We start from the raw sequence: 20584 nt of genomic DNA, 5'->3' as shown, positions 1-20584 counted from the left end.
ACCAGATACACTTGTCGTTTAGTTTATCTGGTTTATGACGGTGAAACATGTCTTCTTATGCAAACCATCAGGCACTTGCGGGCCTGACTCTTGGAAAATCAACCGATTACCGGGATACCTATGACGCCAGCCTGCTACAAGGCGTTCCGCGTAGTCTGAATCGCGATCCGCTGGGTCTGAAAGCGGATAACCTGCCTTTTCATGGTACGGATATCTGGACGCTATATGAACTTTCCTGGCTGAATGCGAAAGGTTTGCCGCAGGTCGCCGTCGGTCATGTTGAACTTGATTACACCAGCGCAAATCTGATTGAGTCGAAGAGTTTTAAGCTCTATCTCAACAGTTTTAACCAGACGCGTTTTAATAACTGGGATGAGGTGCGTCAGACGCTGGAGCGCGACTTAAGCACTTGCGCCCAGGGTAATGTTAGCGTGGCGTTATATCGTCTTGATGAACTGGAAGGCCAACCGATAGGTCATTTCAATGGCACTTGCATTGATAACCAGGATATCACTATCGATAACTATGAATTCACTACTGACTATCTGGAGAATGCCACCAGTGGCGAAAAAGTAGTAGAAGAGACGCTTGTCAGCCACCTGCTGAAATCAAACTGCCTGATCACCCATCAACCAGATTGGGGTTCGATCCAAATTCAGTATCGCGGACGCCAAATTGACAGGGAAAAACTGCTGCGTTACCTGGTCTCTTTCCGTCATCACAACGAGTTCCATGAACAGTGCGTGGAACGCATCTTTAATGACCTGTTACGCTTCTGCCAGCCAGAGAAATTGAGCGTTTACGCACGTTATACCCGTCGTGGCGGTCTGGACATTAACCCGTGGCGCAGTAACAGCGATTTTGTCCCATCGACCACAAGACTGGTTCGGCAATAAATTTTTTCTCAATTTTGCGTGCTGGATTCACGCAGAAGGTTGTGAAAGGTCATCAGGCAGGGCTATTGTAATCAAAGGGAATGACGATATTCGTCCCATAAGGAGTTTTTCTTGATTACACATATTAGCCCGCTTGGCTCCATGGATATGCTGTCGCAGCTGGAAGTGGATATGCTTAAACGCACCGCCAGCAGCGACCTCTATCAACTGTTTCGCAACTGTTCACTTGCCGTACTGAACTCCGGTAGTTTGACTGATAACAGCAAAGAATTGCTGTCTCGTTTTGAAAATTTCGATATTAACGTCCTGCGCCGTGAACGCGGCGTAAAGCTGGAACTGATTAATCCCCCGGAAGAAGCTTTTGTCGATGGGCGTATTATCCGCGCTTTGCAGGCCAACTTGTTCGCGGTTCTGCGTGACATTCTCTTCGTTTACGGGCAAATCCATAACACCGTTCGTTTTCCCAACCTGAATCTCGACAACTCCGTCCACATCACTAACCTGGTCTTTTCCATCTTGCGTAACGCTCGCGCACTGCATGTCGGTGAAGCGCCAAATATGGTGGTCTGCTGGGGCGGGCACTCAATTAACGAAAACGAGTATTTGTATGCCCGTCGCGTCGGGAATCAGCTGGGCCTGCGTGAGCTGAATATCTGCACCGGCTGTGGTCCGGGAGCGATGGAAGCGCCGATGAAAGGTGCTGCGGTCGGACACGCACAGCAGCGTTACAAAGACAGTCGTTTTATTGGTATGACAGAGCCGTCGATTATCGCCGCTGAACCGCCTAACCCGCTGGTCAACGAATTGATCATCATGCCAGATATCGAAAAACGTCTGGAAGCGTTTGTCCGTATCGCTCACGGTATCATTATCTTCCCTGGCGGTGTGGGTACGGCAGAAGAGTTGCTGTATTTGCTGGGAATTTTAATGAACCCGGCCAACAAAGATCAGGTTTTACCATTGATCCTCACCGGCCCGAAAGAGAGCGCAGACTACTTCCGCGTACTGGACGAGTTTGTCGTGCATACGCTGGGAGAAAACGCGCGACGCCATTATCGCATCATCATTGATGACGCCGCTGAAGTCGCTCGTCAGATGAAAAAATCGATGCCGCTGGTGAAAGAAAACCGTCGCGATACGGGCGATGCCTACAGCTTTAACTGGTCAATGCGCATTGCGCCCGATCTGCAAATGCCGTTTGAGCCGTCTCACGAGAACATGGCTAATCTGAAACTGTACCCGGATCAGCCAGTAGAAGTTTTGGCCGCTGATCTACGTCGTGCGTTCTCCGGTATTGTGGCGGGTAACGTAAAAGAAGTCGGTATTCGCGCCATTGAAGAGTTTGGTCCTTATAAAATCAACGGCGATAAAGAGATTATGCGTCGTATGGACGACCTGCTACAGGGTTTTGTTGCCCAGCATCGTATGAAGTTGCCAGGCTCAGCGTACATCCCTTGCTACGAAATCTGCACGTAATCTCCCCTTCCCCGGTGACATTTGTTGCCGGGTTTTCTCGTTTTTGGTTACTTACTCATCAATTCATTTCATTTGTTATATAAATGTTTCTTACCGTCCTCACGCGATAAATATCATCACAGTTAATATGTCATACAATTTATATTGCAACGCAAACGTTTCCCTATTTTCACAAACCACATTTTATCGCTATGAAAAATAAATTATCCCCATTATTCACTAAAAGTATTGATTTTTTCAGCTCAACCTACATATATTGCGCGCCCCGGAAGAGGTCAGATGTCGTTTAATGGGCAAATATTGCCCTTAAATTCTCTTTTACTTTTGATTTACAGAGTAAAGCGTTGAGATTATCTATCTTCCAAGTAGATTATTGTATTTGAGATCAAGATCACTGATAGATACATAACTTGTGTGTATCTTTCCGCCCTCAAATTATTACGGCGGAAAATGATTAAGCCATCGCCGATAGACAGATTTCATTTTTACGGTCAGGCACCTTCCCGGGCTGAACTGGCTAAAAGCTGAATTATTTGCATTCCTCCAGGAGAAATTGATGGAAACGACTCAAACCAGCACGATTGTGTCGAAAGACTCACGTAGTGCATGGCGCAAGACAGACACCATGTGGATGCTGGGCCTTTACGGCACGGCAATCGGCGCGGGCGTGCTGTTCCTGCCAATCAACGCCGGTGTTGGCGGTATGATCCCGCTGATCATCATGGCTATCCTTGCGTTCCCGATGACGTTTTTTGCTCACCGCGGCCTGACTCGCTTCGTACTGTCTGGTAAAAACCCAGGCGAAGACATCACCGAGGTTGTAGAAGAACACTTTGGTATTGGTGCAGGTAAACTGATTACCCTGCTCTACTTCTTTGCTATCTACCCGATCCTGCTGGTTTACAGTGTGGCAATCACCAACACGGTTGAAAGCTTCATGTCTCACCAGCTGGGTATGACGCCGCCGCCGCGTGCGATTCTGTCTCTGATCCTGATTGTGGGTATGATGACCATTGTTCGCTTCGGTGAGCAGATGATCGTGAAGGCGATGAGTATTCTGGTATTCCCGTTTGTTGGTGTACTGATGCTGCTGGCTCTGTACCTGATCCCGCAGTGGAACGGCGCAGCACTGGAAACGCTGTCTCTGGACACTGCATCGGCAACCGGCAACGGTCTGTGGATGACCCTGTGGCTGGCGATTCCGGTCATGGTGTTCTCGTTCAACCACTCTCCGATCATCTCTTCTTTCGCCGTTGCGAAGCGTGAAGAGTACGGCGATATGGCAGAACAGAAATGCTCGAAGATCCTGGCATTCGCACACATCATGATGGTGCTGACCGTAATGTTCTTCGTATTCAGCTGCGTACTGAGCCTGACTCCGGCAGACCTGGCTGCGGCTAAAGAGCAGAACATCTCGATTCTGTCTTACCTGGCTAACCACTTTAACGCACCGGTTATCGCGTGGATGGCTCCGATTATCGCGATTATCGCTATCACCAAATCCTTCCTCGGCCACTACCTGGGTGCACGTGAAGGCTTCAACGGTATGGTGATTAAATCTCTGCGTGGTAAAGGTAAGTCTATCGAAATCAACAAGCTGAACCGTATCACTGCGCTGTTCATGCTGGTAACGACCTGGATTGTTGCCACCCTGAACCCGAGCATCCTGGGTATGATTGAAACCCTGGGCGGCCCAATCATCGCAATGATCCTGTTCCTGATGCCGATGTACGCAATCCAGAAAGTACCGGCAATGCGTAAGTACAGCGGTCACATCAGCAACGTATTCGTTGTCGTGATGGGTCTGATTGCAATCTCCGCAATCTTCTACTCCCTGTTCAGCTAAGTTCTTTCGCGCCGCTTTCGGGCGGCGCTTCCTCCGTTTTAACGCGATGTATTTCCTATGATTAGCGTATTCGATATTTTCAAAATCGGCATTGGCCCTTCCAGTTCTCATACCGTTGGACCAATGAAAGCGGGTAAACAATTTACCGACGATCTGATTGCCCGTAACCTGCTTAAAGACGTGACCCGCGTGGTGGTTGACGTGTACGGCTCGCTCTCTCTGACTGGTAAAGGCCACCACACTGATATCGCCATTATTATGGGCCTGGCGGGTAACCTGCCGGATACCGTGGATATCGATTCCATCCCTGGTTTTATTCAGGATGTGAATACTCATGGTCGCCTGATGCTGGCAAATGGTCAGCATGAAGTGGAGTTCCCGGTTGATCAGTGCATGAACTTCCATGCCGACAACCTTTCTCTGCATGAAAACGGTATGCGCATTACCGCACTGGCGGGCGATAAAGTCGTTTACAATCAGACTTACTACTCTATCGGCGGTGGCTTTATCGTTGATGAAGAACATTTTGGTCAGCAGGTTAGCGCACCGGTTGAAGTTCCTTATCCGTACAGTTCCGCTGCCGATCTTCAAAAACATTGTCAGGAGACCGGGCTGTCACTCTCTGGTCTGATGATGAAAAACGAACTGGCGCTGCACAGCAAAGAAGAACTGGAACAGCACCTGGCGAACGTCTGGGAAGTAATGCGTGGCGGTATTGAGCGCGGTATTGCCACCGAAGGCGTTTTGCCAGGCAAACTGCGCGTTCCACGCCGCGCTGCGGCACTGCGCCGGATGCTGGTTAGCCAGGATAAAACCACCACTGATCCGATGGCCGTTGTTGACTGGATCAACATGTTTGCGCTGGCAGTGAACGAAGAGAACGCTGCGGGCGGTCGCGTGGTGACTGCGCCGACTAACGGTGCGTGCGGGATTATCCCGGCAGTGCTGGCGTACTACGACAAGTTTATCCGCGAAGTGAACGCTAACTCACTGGCTCGTTACCTGCTGGTAGCAAGCGCGATTGGTTCTCTTTATAAGATGAACGCCTCGATTTCTGGTGCCGAAGTGGGTTGCCAGGGTGAAGTTGGCGTGGCGTGCTCTATGGCGGCAGCTGGTCTGGCAGAACTGTTAGGCGCAAGCCCGGCGCAGGTGTGCATCGCGGCGGAAATCGCCATGGAACACAACCTCGGTCTGACTTGTGACCCGGTTGCTGGACAAGTTCAGGTACCGTGCATTGAGCGTAACGCCATTGCGGCAGTAAAAGCGGTGAACGCTGCACGTATGGCGCTACGCCGTACCAGCGAACCACGTGTCTGCCTCGATAAAGTTATCGAAACCATGTACGAAACAGGTAAAGATATGAATGCCAAGTACCGCGAAACCTCTCGTGGTGGCCTGGCGATGAAGATTGTTGCCTGCGATTAATCGCTCTCCAGAGGCCTCGATTTGCGAGGCCTCTTCCCGTTTTCTCATCCAGCCGTAGCCTCTTCCAGTAGTGAATGTTACCCTTATCACCTGATCTTTAAGGGGGTTATCGTGGCTGTTCATTTGCTTATTGTCGATGCACTGAATCTTATCCGTCGCATTCATGCCGTTCAGGGTTCGCCCTGTGTCGAAACCTGCCAGCACGCGCTCGATCAGCTCATTATGCACAGCCAGCCAACCCACGCGGTCGCCGTTTTTGATGATGAAAACCGCAGTAGCGGCTGGCGTCATCAGCGTTTACCAGATTACAAAGCGGGTCGACCACCAATGCCGGAAGAGTTGCACAACGAAATGCCTGCATTACGCGCCGCCTTTGAGCAACGAGGCGTCCCGTGCTGGTCAGCCAGCGGCAACGAAGCCGATGACTTAGCCGCCACGCTGGCGGTCAAAGTAACTCAGGCCGGGCATCAGGCAACGATTGTTTCGACAGATAAAGGCTACTGCCAGTTACTTTCACCGACATTACGTATTCGTGATTACTTCCAGAAACGTTGGCTGGATGCGCCATTTATCGATAAAGAATTTGGCGTTCAACCGCAGCAGTTGCCCGATTACTGGGGGCTTGCGGGGATCAGCAGTTCAAAGGTACCAGGCGTTGCGGGGATCGGACCAAAAAGCGCCACGCAGCTGCTGGTCGAGTTTCAGAGTCTGGAAGGGATCTATGAGAATCTGGATGCGGTTGCCGAAAAGTGGCGCAAAAAATTAGAAATGCATAAAGAGATGGCATTTCTGTGCCGCGATATTGCTCGCTTACAGACTGATTTGCATATCGACGGCAATTTACAGCAATTGCGGTTGGTACGGTAACGGCGTGCCGGATACGGCGCAAACGTCGCATCCGGCATCGTCACATCAGCGCAATTACCAGGCGGTATGGTAAAGCGCTACAATATCCTCAAGCGTTGCTTCACGCGGGTTGCCACCGGTACAAACATCGTCCAGAGCCGCCTGCGCCAGTGCCGGAATGTCTTCCTTGCGTACACCAACATCACGCAAATGTGGCGGAATACCGACATCACGGTTGAGAGCAAATACCGCTTCAACAGCGGCATTACGTGCCTCTTCCAGGCTAATACCTTCCACTTTCACGCCCATAACGCGCGCGATATCGCGGTACTTCTCACCGGTAAAGTCAGCGTTATAGCGCATGACATGCGGTAACAGGATGGCGTTCGCAACACCGTGTGGCGTGTTGTAAAACGCGCCCAGCGGATGCGCCATACCATGCACCAGCCCTAACCCAACATTCGAGAAGCCCATACCCGCAACATACTGCCCGAGCGCCATTTCTTCTCCGGCATCCTTATCACCAGCAACCGATCCTCGTAGCGCCCCAGCAATAATTTCAATCGCTTTAATGTGCAGCGCATCGGTTAGCGCCCACGCACCACGAGTAATATACCCCTCAATAGCATGAGTGAGCGCATCGACACCCGTCGCGGCTTTCAGCGCAGGCGGCATACCATCCATCATGTCAGCGTCAATAAATGCCACCTGCGGGATATCATGCGGATCAACACAAACGAACTTGCGTCGTTTTTCTTCGTCAGTGATCACATAGTTAATGGTCACTTCTGCCGCAGTGCCTGCTGTGGTGGGGATTGCCAGAATCGGTACACTGGGTTTATTGGTCGGGGAAAGCCCTTCCAGACTGCGCACATCGGCGAATTCCGGGTTGTTGCTGATGATGCCAATCGCTTTACACGTGTCCTGTGGAGAACCACCACCAATAGCGATCAGGTAATCCGCGCCGCTATTCTGGAATACACCAAGCCCTTCTTTGACGACAGTAATTGTCGGGTTGGGCACTACACCATCGTAAATCGCCCATGCCAGCCCTGCAGCATCCATCTTATCGGTCACTTTCGCCACCACGCCGCATTGCACCAGCGTTTTATCGGTGACGATCAGTGCCTTCTGATAACCACGGCGTTTCACCTCATCAGTTAAGGCCCCAACAGCTCCCCGACCAAACCATGCCGTTTCGTTCAGAATCATTCTGTTAGCCATCATCCTGCTCCTTTTTGCTTTACGAAATTACTCTTCAATCCGTAACCCGTAGGTTTTGAATTTCTCCAGCACTACGGCAATCTCTTCATCGCTCAGCACTGGCACCGGGTCCGTAATCGCCAGGGTCGTCAGGTAAAGTTGCGCCAGCACTTCAACCTCATGCGCCAGCCATAACGCTTTCTCCAGATTCACCTCACAAGCGATAAGCCCATGATGTTGTAACAAAGTTGCCTTACGATTTTTGAGAGCCAGCGCAACATGTTCAGAAAGTTCGCGTGTTCCAAAGGTCGCATAAGGCGCGCAAGGAATAGAATTACCGCCAGCCGCCGCAATCATGTAGTGAATAGCGGGGATCGGTCGGTTAAGAATGGAAACTGCCGTGCAATGAACGGCATGATTGTGAACAACCGCGTTGGCATCCGGTCTGCTTTGATAGGCCGCCATATGGAAACGCCATTCGCTTGAGGGAAGCTTTCCTTCCTCATGTTTACCGTTGCCATCAATAAAGACAATATGCGACTCCGTCAGTTTTTCATACGGAATGCCTGTAGGCGTAATCAGCATCCCATCCTGATAACGTACACTGACGTTACCCGCTGTCCCCTGGTTCAGTCCCAGGCGGGTCATTTCCAGGCAAGTGTCAATAATCTGACGAGCAAGTTTATTTCGTTCCATTAGCTACCTCTCTCTGATTCAAAACAGGGCAATAATGTTGTTCCTTTCACACTATTGAATTAGCCGTTTAATTACCCACCATCTTCTTCCTGATTAACCAGAAAGAAATTCACAAGCTTATATTTTGTGACCTGGTTCAACTAATCACAGTAAATAACTGCAAGTTCTCTTTTCATAACCCCGTTAAAAATGACCGCTCTTAAAAATATTTATTAAAACGGTCATTTTTCCATTCCCCCTCGCCAGAAATGCCCGTTTTCGGCACAAACAATTAATACGGTCATCGGGTTTGTGTTTTTTATGATTTATTTTCTGAAACGGGCATGAAATTTCGATTATTAAAGTGATGGTAGTCACATAAAGTCACCTTCCAGCTAATAAGTGTGACCGCCGTCATATTACAGAGCGTTTTTTATTTGAAAATGAATCCATGAGTTCATTTCAGACAGGCAAATATTCACTGATATGAAGCCCGAACTCGCTGGTTTTGCACTTTTGAAAACATAACCGATTACGTGCTTAAGCTTCTGAACCTAAGAGGATGCTATGGGAAACACATCAATACAAACGCAGAGTTACCGTGCGGTAGATAAAGATGCAGGGCAAAGCAGAAGTTACATTATTCCATTCGCGCTGCTGTGCTCACTGTTTTTTCTTTGGGCGGTAGCCAATAACCTTAACGACATTTTATTGCCTCAATTTCAGCAGGCTTTTACGCTGACAAACTTTCAGGCAGGTCTGATCCAATCGGCCTTTTACTTTGGTTATTTCATTATCCCAATCCCTGCCGGGATATTGATGAAAAAACTCAGTTATAAAGCAGGGATTATTACCGGATTATTTTTATATGCCTTGGGCGCTGCATTATTCTGGCCCGCTGCAGAAATAATGAACTACACCTTATTTTTAGTTGGCCTATTTATTATTGCAGCCGGATTAGGTTGTCTGGAAACTGCCGCAAACCCTTTTGTTACGGTATTAGGGCCGGAAAGCAGTGGTCACTTCCGCTTAAATCTTGCGCAAACATTTAACTCGTTTGGCGCAATTATCGCGGTTGTCTTTGGGCAAAGTCTTATTTTGTCTAACGTGCCACATCAATCGCAAGACGTTCTCGATAAAATGTCTCCAGAGCAATTGAGTGCGTATAAACACAGCCTGGTATTATCGGTACAGACACCTTATATGATCATCGTGGCTATCGTGTTACTGGTCGCCCTGCTGATCATGCTGACGAAATTCCCGGCATTGCAGAGTGATAATCACAGTGACGCCAAACAAGGATCGTTCTCCGCATCGCTTTCTCGTCTGGCGCGTATTCGTCACTGGCGCTGGGCGGTATTAGCGCAATTCTGCTATGTCGGCGCACAAACGGCCTGCTGGAGCTATTTGATTCGCTACGCTGTAGAAGAAATTCCAGGTATGACCGCAGGCTTTGCCGCTAACTATTTAACCGGAACCATGGTGTGCTTCTTTATTGGTCGTTTCACCGGCACCTGGCTCATCAGTCGCTTCGCACCACACAAAGTCCTGGCAGCCTACGCATTAATCGCTATGGCACTGTGCCTGATCTCAGCCTTCGCTGGCGGTCATGTGGGTTTAATAGCCCTGACTTTATGCAGCGCCTTTATGTCGATTCAGTACCCAACAATCTTCTCGCTGGGCATAAAGAATCTCGGCCAGGACACCAAATACGGCTCGTCCTTCATCGTTATGACCATTATTGGCGGCGGTATTGTCACTCCGGTCATGGGGTTTGTCAGTGACGCGGCGGGCAACATCCCTACAGCCGAACTGATCCCCGCACTCTGCTTCGCGGTCATCTTTATCTTTGCCCGTTTCCGTTCTCAAACGGCAACTAACTGAACATATTTTCCGAATAAAGTGAGGAATCTGTAATGAAAAAAATCAGCTTACCGAAAATTGGTATCCGCCCGGTTATTGACGGTCGTCGCATGGGTGTTCGTGAGTCGCTTGAAGAACAAACAATGAATATGGCGAAAGCCACGGCCGCTCTGCTGACCGAGAAACTGCGCCATGCTTGCGGAGCTGCCGTCGAGTGTGTCATTTCCGATACCTGTATCGCGGGTATGGCTGAAGCCGCTGCTTGCGAAGAAAAATTCAGCAGTCAGAATGTAGGCCTCACCATTACGGTAACCCCTTGCTGGTGCTATGGCAGTGAAACCATCGACATGGATCCAACCCGCCCGAAAGCCATTTGGGGCTTTAACGGCACTGAACGTCCCGGCGCTGTTTACCTGGCAGCGGCTCTGGCAGCTCACAGCCAGAAAGGCATCCCGGCGTTCTCCATTTACGGTCATGACGTTCAGGATGCCGATGACACATCGATTCCTGCCGACGTTGAAGAAAAACTGCTGCGCTTTGCCCGCGCCGGTTTGGCAGTCGCCAGTATGAAAGGTAAAAGCTATCTGTCGCTGGGCGGCGTTTCGATGGGGATCGCCGGTTCCATCGTTGACCACAACTTCTTTGAATCCTGGCTGGGAATGAAAGTCCAGGCGGTGGATATGACCGAACTGCGTCGCCGTATTGATCAGAAGATTTACGACGAAGCAGAACTGGAAATGGCGCTGGCCTGGGCTGATAAAAACTTCCGCTATGGCGAAGATGAAAATAACAAACAGTATCAACGCAATGCCGAGCAAAGCCGCGCAGTTCTGCGCGAAAGTTTACTGATGGCGATGTGTATCCGCGACATGATGCAAGGCAACAGCAAACTGGCCGATATTGGTCGCGTGGAAGAATCACTTGGCTACAACGCCATCGCTGCGGGCTTCCAGGGGCAACGTCACTGGACCGATCAATATCCCAACGGCGATACCGCTGAAGCGATCCTTAACAGTTCATTTGACTGGAATGGCGTGCGTGAACCCTTAGTCGTGGCGACCGAAAACGACAGTCTTAACGGCGTGGCAATGCTAATGGGCCACCAGCTCACCGGTACCGCTCAGGTATTTGCCGATGTCCGTACCTACTGGTCACCAGAAGCAATTGAGCGTGTAACGGGGCATAAACTGGACGGACTGGCAGAACACGGCATCATCCACTTGATCAACTCCGGTTCTGCTGCGCTGGACGGATCCTGTAAACAACGCGACAGCGAAGGTAAACCGACGATGAAGCCGCACTGGGAAATCTCTCAGCAAGAGGCTGACGCTTGCCTCGCCGCGACCGAATGGTGCCCGGCTATCCACGAATATTTCCGTGGCGGTGGTTACTCTTCCCGCTTCCTTACTGAAGGCGGTGTCCCGTTCACCATGACCCGTGTCAACATCATCAAAGGCCTGGGCCCGGTACTGCAAATCGCGGAAGGCTGGAGCGTTGAGTTACCGAAGGATGTGCATGACATCCTCAACAAACGCACCAACTCAACCTGGCCAACCACCTGGTTTGCACCGCGCCTCACCGGTAAAGGGCCGTTTACGGATGTGTACTCGGTAATGGCGAACTGGGGCGCTAACCACGGGGTTCTGACCATCGGCCACGTTGGCGCTGACTTTATCACTCTCGCCTCCATGCTGCGTATCCCGGTATGTATGCATAACGTTGAAGAGACCAAAGTGTATCGTCCTTCTGCCTGGGCCGCGCACGGCATGGATATTGAAGGCCAGGATTACCGCGCTTGCCAGAACTACGGCCCGTTGTACAAGCGTTAATACATTACTCCCTGATGTGATGCCCGGTCGCTCCGGCTTCCGGGCCTGAACAAGCAAGAGTGGTTAGCCGGATAAGCAATGTTATCCGGCTATATTGCAGGAGCGATTATGAAACAAGAAGTTATCCTGGTACTCGACTGTGGCGCGACCAATGTCAGGGCCATCGCAGTTAATCGGCAGGGAAAAATTGTTGCCCGCGCCTCAACGCCTAATGCCAGCGATATCGCGGTGGAAAACAACACCTGGCACCAGTGGTCTTTAGACGCCATTTTGCAACGCTTTGCTGATTGCTGTCGGCAAATCAATAGTGAACTGACTGAATGCCACATCCGCGGTATCACCGCCACCACCTTTGGTGTGGATGGCGCTCTGGTAGATAAGCAAGGCAATCTGCTCTATCCGATCATTAGCTGGAAATGTCCGCGAACAGCAGCGGTAATGGACAATATTGAACGGTTGATCTCCGCACAGCAGTTGCAGGCTATTTCTGGCGTCGGAGCCTTTAGTTTCAATACGTTATATAAATTGGTGTGGTTGAAAGAAAATCATCCACAACTGCTGGAACGCGCGCACGCCTGGCTCTTTATTTCGTCGCTGATTAACCACCGTTTAACCGGCGAATTCACTACTGATATCACGATGGCCGGAACCAGCCAGATGCTGGATATCCAGCAACGCGATTTCAGTCCGCAAATTTTACAAGCCACCGGTATTCCACGCCGACTCTTCCCTCGTCTGGTGGAAGCGGGTGAACAGATTGGTACGCTACAGAACAGCGCCGCAGCAATGCTCGGCTTACCCGTTGGCATACCGGTAATTTCTGCAGGTCACGATACCCAGTTCGCCCTTTTTGGTGCTGGTGCCGAACAAAATGAACCCGTGCTCTCTTCCGGTACCTGGGAAATTTTAATGGTCCGTAGCGCCCAGGTTGATACTTCGCTGTTAAGTCAGTACGCCGGTTCGACCTGCGAACTGGATAGTCAGGCAGGGTTGTATAACCCAGGTATGCAATGGCTGGCATCCGGCGTGCTGGAATGGGTGAGAAAGCTGTTCTGGACGGCTGAAACTCCCTGGCAAATGTTGATTGAAGAGGCTCGTCTGATCGCGCCTGGCGCGGATGGCGTGAAAATGCAGTGTGATTTATTGTCGTGTCAGAACGCTGGCTGGCAAGGAGTGACGCTCAATACCACGCGGGGGCATTTCTATCGCGCGGCGCTGGAAGGGTTAACCGCGCAATTACAGCGCAATCTACAGATGCTGGAAAAAATCGGGCACTTTAAAGCCTCTGAATTATTGTTAGTCGGTGGAGGAAGTCGCAACACATTGTGGAATCAGATTAAAGCCAATATGCTTGATATTCCGGTAAAAGTTCTCGACGACGCCGAAACGACCGTCGCAGGAGCTGCGCTGTTCGGTTGGTATGGCGTAGGGGAATTTAACAGCCCGGAAGAAGCTCGCGCGCAGATTCATTATCAGTACCGTTATTTCTACCCACAAACTGAACCTGAATTTATAGAGGAAGTGTGAAATGCTGAAAACAATTTCGCCGTTAATTTCTCCCGAACTATTGAAAGTGCTGGCAGAGATGGGACATGGAGATGAAATTATTTTTTCCGATGCTCACTTTCCCGCCCATTCGATGGGACCGCAGGTGATCCGCGCTGATGGCCTGTTGGTGAGCGACTTGCTCCAGGCGATAATCCCGTTATTTGAACTGGACAGTTATGCACCGCCGCTGGTGATGATGGCGGCGGTAGAAGGTGACACTCTCGATCCTGAAGTAGAACGACGTTATCGTAATGCGCTTTCACTACAAGCCCCCTGTCCTGACATCATCCGCATCAATCGTTTTGCGTTTTATGAGCGGGCGCAAAAAGCCTTTGCGATCGTTATCACAGGCGAACGAGCGAAGTACGGGAATATTCTTTTAAAAAAAGGGGTAACACCGTAATCTCATACCGGTACGCCCGCATGACGCGGGCGGTTATCGAATGATGGGGTGAAAAATATGAAAGCGGCACGCCAGCAAGCGATAGTCGACCTGCTGCTGAACCATACCAGCCTGACCACGGAAGCTCTCTCTGAACAGCTAAAGGTCAGTAAAGAAACCATTCGTCGCGATCTCAATGAATTACAGACGCAGGGTAAAATTCTGCGCAATCATGGGCGCGCTAAATATATCCACCGTCAAAATCAAGACAGTGGCGATCCCTTTCACATCCGGCTGAAAAGCCATTATGCGCATAAAGCAGATATCGCGCGCGAGGCGCTCGCGTGGATTGAAGAAGGGATGGTGATAGCCTTAGACGCCAGTTCAACCTGCTGGTATCTGGCACGCCAGTTGCCTGACATCGACATTCAGGTCTTCACCAATAGCCATCCGATTTGCCATGAACTCGGTAAACGTGAACGCATTCAACTGATCAGTTCCGGCGGCACACTTGAGCGCAAATATGGCTGTTACGTCAATCCCTCGCTGATTTCCCAACTTAAATCGCTGGAAATCGATCTGTTTATTTTTTCTTGTGAAGGGATCGATAGCAGCGGTGCACTGTGGGACTCCAATGCCATCAACGCTGATTACAAATCGATGCTATTAAAACGTGCCGCGCAATCGTTGTTATTGATTGATAAAAGTAAATTTAATCGTTCAGGGGAAGCCCGCATCGGGCATCTGGATGAGGTCACGCACATTATTTCTGATGAGCGCCAGGTTGCGGCTTCTTTGGTAACAGCCTGACGGAAAGGGTAGCAGGCCGGAGACGACGCCCCGGCCTTGTTAGTTATCGCTCGTCGCGACGGCCTCCCACCGCAGCCCAGATGCGGCGGACATGCACCGTCACTTCTTCACGATCGTGATACAACTGTCGCGCCTGAATCTGAGCATTTATGCCATGTTCATCAAGCTGTGCCTGAATATACGCCAGATTATGTGACACTTCTTCGTAGCGTTTTTTCATCGGCAGTTTGAGGTTGAAAATGGTTTCACGGCACCAGCCATTAACCAGCCACTGCGCCATCAATGCCGCAACTTTCGCCGGTTTTTCAACCATATCGCATACCATCCAGGAGATATTGCTGCGTGTCGGACGGAATTTGAAACCGTCTTCCCGCAGCCACGTCACCTGCCCGGTATCCATCAGGCTTTGTGCCATCGGGCCGTTATCAACGGAATATACCCACATGTTGCGCTTCACCAGTTGGTAGGTCCAGCCGCCTGGGCAAGCACCTAAATCCACCGCCCACATCCCGTTCGCCAGACGTTCATCCCACTCATCCGCCGGAATAAACACATGAAATGCCTCTTCCAGTTTGAGCGTGGAACGACTCGGCGCATCTGCCGGAAATTTCAGGCGCGGAATGCCCATATAGAACGGCGAATTATTGTTGCTGTATGAGTAACCGGTATAGCAGCAACCTGGTGCAATAAAGAATACATGCACAACCGGACGCTTCGGCGTTTCATAGTTCGCCAGCACCCCGGCATCGCGCAAGGCAGCGCGTAGCGGCACGGTGAATTTACGGCAGAATTTCAGCAACTCTTTGCTTTCGTTGGTATCGGCAACTTCAACACGCAGTTCACCGCCCTTCTCTACTACGCCCTGTAACATGCCGACAATGGGGGTAATACGATCTTCTGGCGGCAAATGCTGCAGGAGTTCCCCGACCACAAACCACTGGCGGGCAAAAATTAATGAACTGAACGGCAGCTCACGGATTAACTTATCGCCATCATCAGGTTGATAACATTCATAAATGACATAACCCGCATTCTCTTTCACGCGGGCAAAACCGAAAATTTCCCGCTGGCCGGCTTTATCGGTAATTTCTGCGGCGCACTCTTTTTCAAAGCCCGGACGGCACAGCAATACAACCTTATTCATGACTTACGCCCTTGCGCTTTAAACGGATAGCACCAACTAACATTAACGCCCAGCCCGCGAGGAAGCTCACGCCGCCAACCGGTGTGACAAATGCCCACAAACGCAGATGGGACAGCGCCAGGCAATAAAGGCTGCCGCTGAACAGCACCGTGCCTAACGCAAGGAAAACGCTACTCCAGTAAAACCAGATACTGATGCGACGCTGCATTGCCACCGCCAGACCTAAGATCGCCAGCGTATGGAACGCCTGGTATTCGAGGCCGGTCTGGATCCAGCCCATCTCAACGGCCCCCATGGTTTTACTTAACACATGCGCGCCAAAAGCGCCCAGCGCCACAAAAATGAAGCCGCTAATGGCGGCGAAAATCAGCATAAAACGGCTGGTCATGGTCGTACCCTACGTAAATTATTGTTCATAACGAAAGCGGAATTTTTCTTGTTCAGCAGCGGCTTTCGCCAGGATCCATTGACGAAAGGCGGCTATTTTACCCAGTTCTGCCTGACTGTCATGACAAACCAGATAAAAAGCATTTTTACTGACCAGAACATCATTAAACGGGCAAACAAGACGTCCGGCCTCGATTTCAGATTGCGCCATCACGTTATTTGCCAGCGCCACTCCCTGCCCGTGGATAGCCGCTTGCAGCACCATGGCGCTATGACTAAATATTGGTCCTTGCTGAACGTTGATATGATTTAACCCCAACTGTCGGGTATATGTCTGCCAGTCACGGCGAGACGCATCATGTAATAACGTATGTTTAGCCAAGTCTTCAGGGGTCTTCAAGGGTTTATCGCCTGTCAGCAGTAGCGGCGAACACACCGGCAATAAATATTCGGCGTAAAGTTTTTCCACCCGTAGCCCCGGCCAGTTGCCCCGACCATAGAATATCGCCACGTCAACATCATCCGCCAACTTATCTTCCTGACGATCAACCGCCTGGATGCGAACGTCAATTCCCGGATAAGCTGAATTAAAGCTGGAAAGTCGTGGAACCAACCAATGAATGGCGAAACTGGGGAGTAAACTGACCGTCAACGCCCCCTTGGCGCTACGGGCCTGGAGTTTACGTGTCGCTTCGGTTAATTGCGAAAATATCTCTTTGATATCGAGGAAATAGCTTTGCCCTTCCTCGGTCAGCAGGAGTGAACGATTACGGCGGCGGAACAGTTTTAGCCCCAGAAAATCCTCAAGAGACTTGATTTGATGACTTACTGCGGCCTGGGTCACAAAAAGCTCTTCTGCTGCGCGAGTGAAACTTAAATGGCGTGCTGCGGCATCAAAAACTCGTAAGGCATTTAGCGGTGGTAATCGTTTAGACATGGCTTTTAAACTTTGATGTTAAATGAATTTAACAATTAGATCACACTGTGTAACCTATTAGTTTTTTTAATCTGAGCCATTATAAATTGTCCGTTGAGCTTCTACCAGCAAATACCTATAGTGGCGGCACTTCCTGAGCCGGAACGAAAAGTTTTATCGGAATGCGTGTTCTGGTGAACTTTTGGCTTACGGTTGTGATGTTGTGTTGTTGTGTTTGCAATTGGTCTGCGATTCAGACCATGGTAGCAAAGCTACCTTTTTTCACTTCCTGTACATTTACCCTGTCTGTCCATAGTGATTAATGTAGCACCGCCTTATTGCGGTGCTTTTTTTTACCTTTCGAACGCGAATTATTGATCCAGTTCGACCATCTCTTTCACGTCGGTACGGTTGATCTGCTGTTTGTTGCCATTAGCGTCTTTATACGAAATCATACCGGTATCGTTATCAGTCTGTGGTTTGCCGTCAGAGACGATGGTACGTCCGTCATTGGTGTGCATCACATAGTTCGAACCGGAACAGGCGCTCAGGGCAAAAGTCAGCATACAGGCAGAAATAATTGCGGCAGTCTTTTTCATCATCTTCTCCTTAAAGCGATTAATAAATCTTAATAGTATTGATTAACAGGCTAAAATTAACGCCTAACACTATTTAGCATATGTTACTTACGCGGCTTCGCCAGGATATCCAGATAATTCTGATGGTTAGCACTCTCCTTGTATCAAAGTGAATTTTGCGTCACGATCGGTGCATCAAGCCGAGGAGTACCATGAACGTTTTTAATCCCGCGCAGTTTCGCGCCCAGTTTCCCGCGCTACAGGATGCGGGCGTCTATCTCGACAGTGCCGCGACCGCGCTTAAACCTGAAGCCGTGGTTGAAGCAACCCGACAGTTTTACAGCCTGAGCGCCGGAAACGTCCATCGTAGCCAGTTTGCCGAGGCCCAACGCCTGACCGCGCGTTACGAAGCTGCACGGGAAAAAGTGGCGCTATTACTGAATGCACCAGATGACAAAACTATCGTCTGGACGCGCGGCACCACTGAATCCATCAACATGGTGGCGCAATGCTATGCCCGTCCGCGTCTGCAACCGGGCGATGAAATTATTGTCAGTGTGGCAGAGCATCACGCCAACCTCGTCCCCTGGCTGATGGTCGCCCAACAAACCGGAGCCAAAGTGGTGAAATTGCCGCTTAATGCGCAGCGGTTGCCGGATGTCGATTTGTTGCCTGAACTGATTACTCCCCATAGTCGGATTCTGGCGTTGGGCCAGATGTCTAACGTCACTGGCGGTTGCCCGGATCTGGCACGAGCGATTACCTTTGCTCATTCAGCCGGGATGGTGGTGATGGTTGATGGTGCTCAGGGGGCGGTGCATTTCCCCGCGGATGTTCAGCAACTGGATATTGATTTTTACGCTTTCTCTGGTCACAAACTGTATGGCCCGACAGGGATAGGCGTACTTTACGGCAAACCAGAACTGCTGGAAGCAATGTCGCCCTGGCTGGGCGGCGGCAAAATGGTTCACGAAGTGAGTTTTGACGGCTTCATCACTCAATCTGCGCCGTGGAAACTGGAAGCCGGAACGCCAAATGTGGCTGGCGTAATTGGGTTAAGCGCGGCGCTGGAATGGCTGGCAGATTACGATATCAACCAGGCAGAAAGCTGGAGTCGCAGCCTGGCGACGATTGCAGAAGAGGCGCTGGCAAAACGTCCAGGCTTTCGTTCATTCCGCAGCCAGGATTCCAGCCTGCTAGCCTTTGATTTTGCTGGCGTTCATCACAGCGATATGGTGACGCTGCTGGCGGAGTACGGCATTGCCCTGCGGGCCGGGCAGCATTGCGCTCAGCCGCTACTGGCAGAATTAGGCGTAACCGGCACACTGCGCGCCTCGTTTGCGCCATATAATACAAAGAGTGATGTGGATGCGCTGGTGAATGCCGTTGACCGTGCGCTGGAATTATTGGTGGATTAATGACAAACCCGCAATTCGCCGGACATCCGTTCGGCACAACCGTTACCATAGAGACGTTACGCGATACTTTCGCGCCACTGACGCAATGGGAAGACAAATATCGCCAGCTGATTATGTTGGGGAAACAGCTTCCTGCTTTGCCAGACGAATTAAAAGCACAGGCCAAAGAGATTGCCGGGTGTGAAAACCGCGTCTGGCTTGGATATACCGTCGCAGAAAACGGCAGGATGCATTTCTTTGGTGATAGCGAAGGGCGTATTGTGCGCGGCCTGCTGGCCGTGCTGCTGACCGCCGTTGAGGGCAAAACCGCCGCCGAATTGCAAGCACAGTCGCCGCTGGCATTGTTTGATGAGCTGGGATTGCGTGCGCAACTTAGCGCCTCTCGCAGTCAGGGGTTGAATGCGTTAAGCGAGGCGATTATCGCTGCGGCGAAGCAGGTTTAAGCACAGAACCAGGTCGGAAAGGACGTTTGCGTCGCATCCGACCTGATTGTTTAACCCTGACGCGCCGCTTTCGCCATCATCTTCTTCAACGCATGAGAAACCGCAACAAAACCAAAGGTGGCAGTCACCATCGTCGCCGCACCAAATCCAGATGCACAATCCATCCGCTTCGGCCCTTCTGCCGTGGCTTTCATCGCGCACACCGTACCGTCTGACTGCGGGTACACCAGCGCTTCGGTAGAGAACACGCAATCCACGCCGAGCTTACCTTTGCTGTTTTTCACTACGCCAAAATCGCTTTTCAGGCGCTCGCGCAACTTCGCCGCCAAAGGGTCCTGAATTGTTTTCGCCAGATCGGTAACCTGAATCTGCGTCGGATCAATCTGCCCACCAGCACCACCAGTCGTGACCAGAGGGATTTTATTGCGCCGACAATAAGCAATCAGCGCCGCTTTGGGTCGCACACTATCAATGGCATCAATCACGTACGAATAACCGGCACTCATATATTGCGCTACGTTATCCACCGTCACGAAGTCATCCACCACCGTTACACGGCACTCCGGGTTAATCTGGCGAATACGTTCGGCCATGACTTCCGCTTTGGCCAGCCCGACGTTATCTCGCAGCGCGTGAATTTGCCGATTGGTATTAGTGACGCACACATCATCCATATCGATAAGTGTGATTGCGCCAATCCCCGTACGCGCCAGCGCTTCCGCCGCCCAGGAACCGACGCCACCGATACCGACCACACAAATATGCGCATCAGCAAACAGTTGCAACGCTTTTTCACCATACAGACGCGCAGTGCCACCAAAACGCTGACGCCATGCATCACTAATTACCACAGACATAGCACCTCAGAATTAAAAAGGGCGAGGTTATCCCTCACCCTG

The 20584-nt window shown here is 50.7% G+C and carries 19 protein-coding genes; 12 read left to right on the top strand and 7 right to left on the bottom strand.

The window, feature by feature from the left end:
* The first annotated feature begins 47 nt into the window (after window positions 1–47).
* From queF to xni, 5 genes are all read left to right on the top strand, one after another.
* A complete protein-coding gene (gene queF, locus BEB42_RS06715; RefSeq protein WP_000100412.1) occupies window positions 48–896 on the top strand; it encodes an NADPH-dependent 7-cyano-7-deazaguanine reductase QueF in 849 nt (282 codons plus the stop codon).
* A 111-nt stretch (window positions 897–1007) separates the two neighbouring features.
* The gene (gene ppnN, locus BEB42_RS06710) at window positions 1008–2372 is read left to right on the top strand and encodes a nucleotide 5'-monophosphate nucleosidase PpnN (RefSeq protein WP_000627995.1); all 1365 of its coding nucleotides are present in this window, start codon (window positions 1008–1010) and stop codon (window positions 2370–2372) included.
* Window positions 2373–2928: 556 nt separating this feature from the next.
* Window positions 2929–4218 (top strand): HAAAP family serine/threonine permease SdaC, encoded by a 1290-nt coding sequence (sdaC, locus tag BEB42_RS06705; RefSeq protein ID WP_000450486.1) that lies wholly within the window; start codon window positions 2929–2931, stop codon window positions 4216–4218.
* A gap of 57 nt (window positions 4219–4275) precedes the next feature.
* Window positions 4276–5643: an L-serine ammonia-lyase II gene (gene sdaB / locus BEB42_RS06700; RefSeq protein WP_000626397.1), complete on the top strand. Its 1368-nt coding sequence runs from the start codon at window positions 4276–4278 to the stop codon at window positions 5641–5643.
* Window positions 5644–5754: 111 nt separating this feature from the next.
* Window positions 5755–6510: a flap endonuclease Xni gene (xni, locus tag BEB42_RS06695; RefSeq protein ID WP_001352986.1), complete on the top strand. Its 756-nt coding sequence runs from the start codon at window positions 5755–5757 to the stop codon at window positions 6508–6510.
* Between the two features lie 54 nt (window positions 6511–6564).
* On the opposite strand, the gene fucO is transcribed toward xni, so the two are convergent.
* Together fucO and fucA are read right to left on the bottom strand one after the other, a co-directional pair.
* Window positions 6565–7713, bottom strand: a complete 1149-nt coding sequence (gene fucO, locus BEB42_RS06690) for a lactaldehyde reductase (RefSeq protein WP_105267244.1) — start codon at window positions 7711–7713, stop codon at window positions 6565–6567.
* A gap of 27 nt (window positions 7714–7740) precedes the next feature.
* Window positions 7741–8388: an L-fuculose-phosphate aldolase gene (gene fucA / locus BEB42_RS06685; RefSeq protein WP_000440775.1), complete on the bottom strand. Its 648-nt coding sequence runs from the start codon at window positions 8386–8388 to the stop codon at window positions 7741–7743.
* A 546-nt stretch (window positions 8389–8934) separates the two neighbouring features.
* On the opposite strand from fucA, the gene fucP reads away from it, so the two are divergent.
* From fucP to fucR, 5 genes are all read left to right on the top strand, one after another.
* Window positions 8935–10251, top strand: coding sequence for an L-fucose:H+ symporter permease (fucP, locus tag BEB42_RS06680; protein WP_000528603.1), 1317 nt, complete (start codon window positions 8935–8937; stop codon window positions 10249–10251).
* A 32-nt stretch (window positions 10252–10283) separates the two neighbouring features.
* Complete coding sequence (gene fucI / locus BEB42_RS06675) at window positions 10284–12059, top strand: L-fucose isomerase (RefSeq protein ID WP_105267243.1); 1776 nt, start codon at window positions 10284–10286, stop codon at window positions 12057–12059.
* A gap of 108 nt (window positions 12060–12167) precedes the next feature.
* Window positions 12168–13586 (top strand): L-fuculokinase, encoded by a 1419-nt coding sequence (gene fucK, locus BEB42_RS06670; protein ID WP_000808405.1) that lies wholly within the window; start codon window positions 12168–12170, stop codon window positions 13584–13586.
* Window position 13587: 1 nt separating this feature from the next.
* Window positions 13588–14010 carry an L-fucose mutarotase gene (gene fucU / locus BEB42_RS06665; RefSeq protein ID WP_000920840.1) on the top strand — a complete coding sequence of 141 codons (423 nt, stop codon included), beginning with the start codon at window positions 13588–13590 and terminating at the stop codon, window positions 14008–14010.
* A gap of 57 nt (window positions 14011–14067) precedes the next feature.
* Window positions 14068–14799 carry an L-fucose operon activator gene (gene fucR, locus BEB42_RS06660; RefSeq protein ID WP_010378533.1) on the top strand — a complete coding sequence of 244 codons (732 nt, stop codon included), beginning with the start codon at window positions 14068–14070 and terminating at the stop codon, window positions 14797–14799.
* A 43-nt stretch (window positions 14800–14842) separates the two neighbouring features.
* Here fucR and rlmM read toward each other — a convergent pair whose 3' ends face one another.
* From rlmM to BEB42_RS06640, 4 genes are all read right to left on the bottom strand, one after another.
* A complete protein-coding gene (gene rlmM, locus BEB42_RS06655) occupies window positions 14843–15943 on the bottom strand; it encodes a 23S rRNA (cytidine(2498)-2'-O)-methyltransferase RlmM (protein ID WP_001045520.1) in 1101 nt (366 codons plus the stop codon).
* Window positions 15936–16331: a DUF423 domain-containing protein gene (locus tag BEB42_RS06650; protein ID WP_000203905.1), complete on the bottom strand. Its 396-nt coding sequence runs from the start codon at window positions 16329–16331 to the stop codon at window positions 15936–15938. The genes rlmM and BEB42_RS06650 overlap by 8 nt, the downstream gene beginning before the upstream one ends.
* A gap of 18 nt (window positions 16332–16349) precedes the next feature.
* Window positions 16350–17267, bottom strand: coding sequence for a glycine cleavage system transcriptional regulator GcvA (gene gcvA, locus BEB42_RS06645; RefSeq protein ID WP_000044394.1), 918 nt, complete (start codon window positions 17265–17267; stop codon window positions 16350–16352).
* Window positions 17268–17617: 350 nt separating this feature from the next.
* Window positions 17618–17845, bottom strand: a complete 228-nt coding sequence (locus BEB42_RS06640; RefSeq protein WP_000750398.1) for a YgdI/YgdR family lipoprotein — start codon at window positions 17843–17845, stop codon at window positions 17618–17620.
* Between the two features lie 191 nt (window positions 17846–18036).
* Here BEB42_RS06640 and csdA point away from each other — a divergent pair, with 191 nt between their 5' ends.
* Entirely contained in the window at window positions 18037–19242 is a 1206-nt protein-coding gene (csdA, locus tag BEB42_RS06635; protein ID WP_001352983.1) for a cysteine desulfurase CsdA, read from the top strand.
* Window positions 19242–19685, top strand: coding sequence for a cysteine desulfurase sulfur acceptor subunit CsdE (gene csdE, locus BEB42_RS06630; protein ID WP_000184281.1), 444 nt, complete (start codon window positions 19242–19244; stop codon window positions 19683–19685). Before csdA ends, csdE begins: the two co-directional genes overlap by 1 nt.
* 50 nt (window positions 19686–19735) lie before the next feature.
* Here csdE and tcdA read toward each other — a convergent pair whose 3' ends face one another.
* Window positions 19736–20542: a tRNA cyclic N6-threonylcarbamoyladenosine(37) synthase TcdA gene (tcdA, locus tag BEB42_RS06625; protein WP_000117731.1), complete on the bottom strand. Its 807-nt coding sequence runs from the start codon at window positions 20540–20542 to the stop codon at window positions 19736–19738.
* Window positions 20543–20584: the final 42 nt, after the last annotated feature.

The organism is Escherichia sp. MOD1-EC5990 (assembly GCF_002965285.1).
In the GTDB taxonomy this organism is placed as follows: Bacteria; Pseudomonadota; Gammaproteobacteria; order Enterobacterales; family Enterobacteriaceae; genus Escherichia; species Escherichia coli_F.
The sequence above is the reverse complement of the archived record's forward strand: the minus strand, read 5'-3'. Positions and strand labels throughout refer to the sequence as shown.

Excerpts from the sequence above, each read along its gene's own strand:
- csdA (WP_001352983.1), top strand. The coding sequence starts at position 18,037 with ATGAACGTTTTTAATCCCGCGCAGTTTCGCGCCCAGTTTCCCGCGCTA.
- fucA (WP_000440775.1), bottom strand. The coding sequence starts at position 8,388 with ATGGAACGAAATAAACTTGCTCGTCAGATTATTGACACTTGCCTGGAA.
- fucR (WP_010378533.1), top strand. The coding sequence starts at position 14,068 with ATGAAAGCGGCACGCCAGCAAGCGATAGTCGACCTGCTGCTGAACCAT.
- fucK (WP_000808405.1), top strand. The coding sequence starts at position 12,168 with ATGAAACAAGAAGTTATCCTGGTACTCGACTGTGGCGCGACCAATGTC.
- queF (WP_000100412.1), top strand. The coding sequence starts at position 48 with ATGTCTTCTTATGCAAACCATCAGGCACTTGCGGGCCTGACTCTTGGA.
- tcdA (WP_000117731.1), bottom strand. The coding sequence starts at position 20,542 with ATGTCTGTGGTAATTAGTGATGCATGGCGTCAGCGTTTTGGTGGCACT.
- gcvA (WP_000044394.1), bottom strand. The coding sequence starts at position 17,267 with ATGTCTAAACGATTACCACCGCTAAATGCCTTACGAGTTTTTGATGCC.
- csdE (WP_000184281.1), top strand. The coding sequence starts at position 19,242 with ATGACAAACCCGCAATTCGCCGGACATCCGTTCGGCACAACCGTTACC.
- fucI (WP_105267243.1), top strand. The coding sequence starts at position 10,284 with ATGAAAAAAATCAGCTTACCGAAAATTGGTATCCGCCCGGTTATTGAC.
- sdaB (WP_000626397.1), top strand. The coding sequence starts at position 4,276 with ATGATTAGCGTATTCGATATTTTCAAAATCGGCATTGGCCCTTCCAGT.
- BEB42_RS06640 (WP_000750398.1), bottom strand. The coding sequence starts at position 17,845 with ATGAAAAAGACTGCCGCAATTATTTCTGCCTGTATGCTGACTTTTGCC.
- fucU (WP_000920840.1), top strand. The coding sequence starts at position 13,588 with ATGCTGAAAACAATTTCGCCGTTAATTTCTCCCGAACTATTGAAAGTG.
- fucO (WP_105267244.1), bottom strand. The coding sequence starts at position 7,713 with ATGGCTAACAGAATGATTCTGAACGAAACGGCATGGTTTGGTCGGGGA.
- fucP (WP_000528603.1), top strand. The coding sequence starts at position 8,935 with ATGGGAAACACATCAATACAAACGCAGAGTTACCGTGCGGTAGATAAA.
- BEB42_RS06650 (WP_000203905.1), bottom strand. The coding sequence starts at position 16,331 with ATGACCAGCCGTTTTATGCTGATTTTCGCCGCCATTAGCGGCTTCATT.
- rlmM (WP_001045520.1), bottom strand. The coding sequence starts at position 15,943 with ATGAATAAGGTTGTATTGCTGTGCCGTCCGGGCTTTGAAAAAGAGTGC.
- sdaC (WP_000450486.1), top strand. The coding sequence starts at position 2,929 with ATGGAAACGACTCAAACCAGCACGATTGTGTCGAAAGACTCACGTAGT.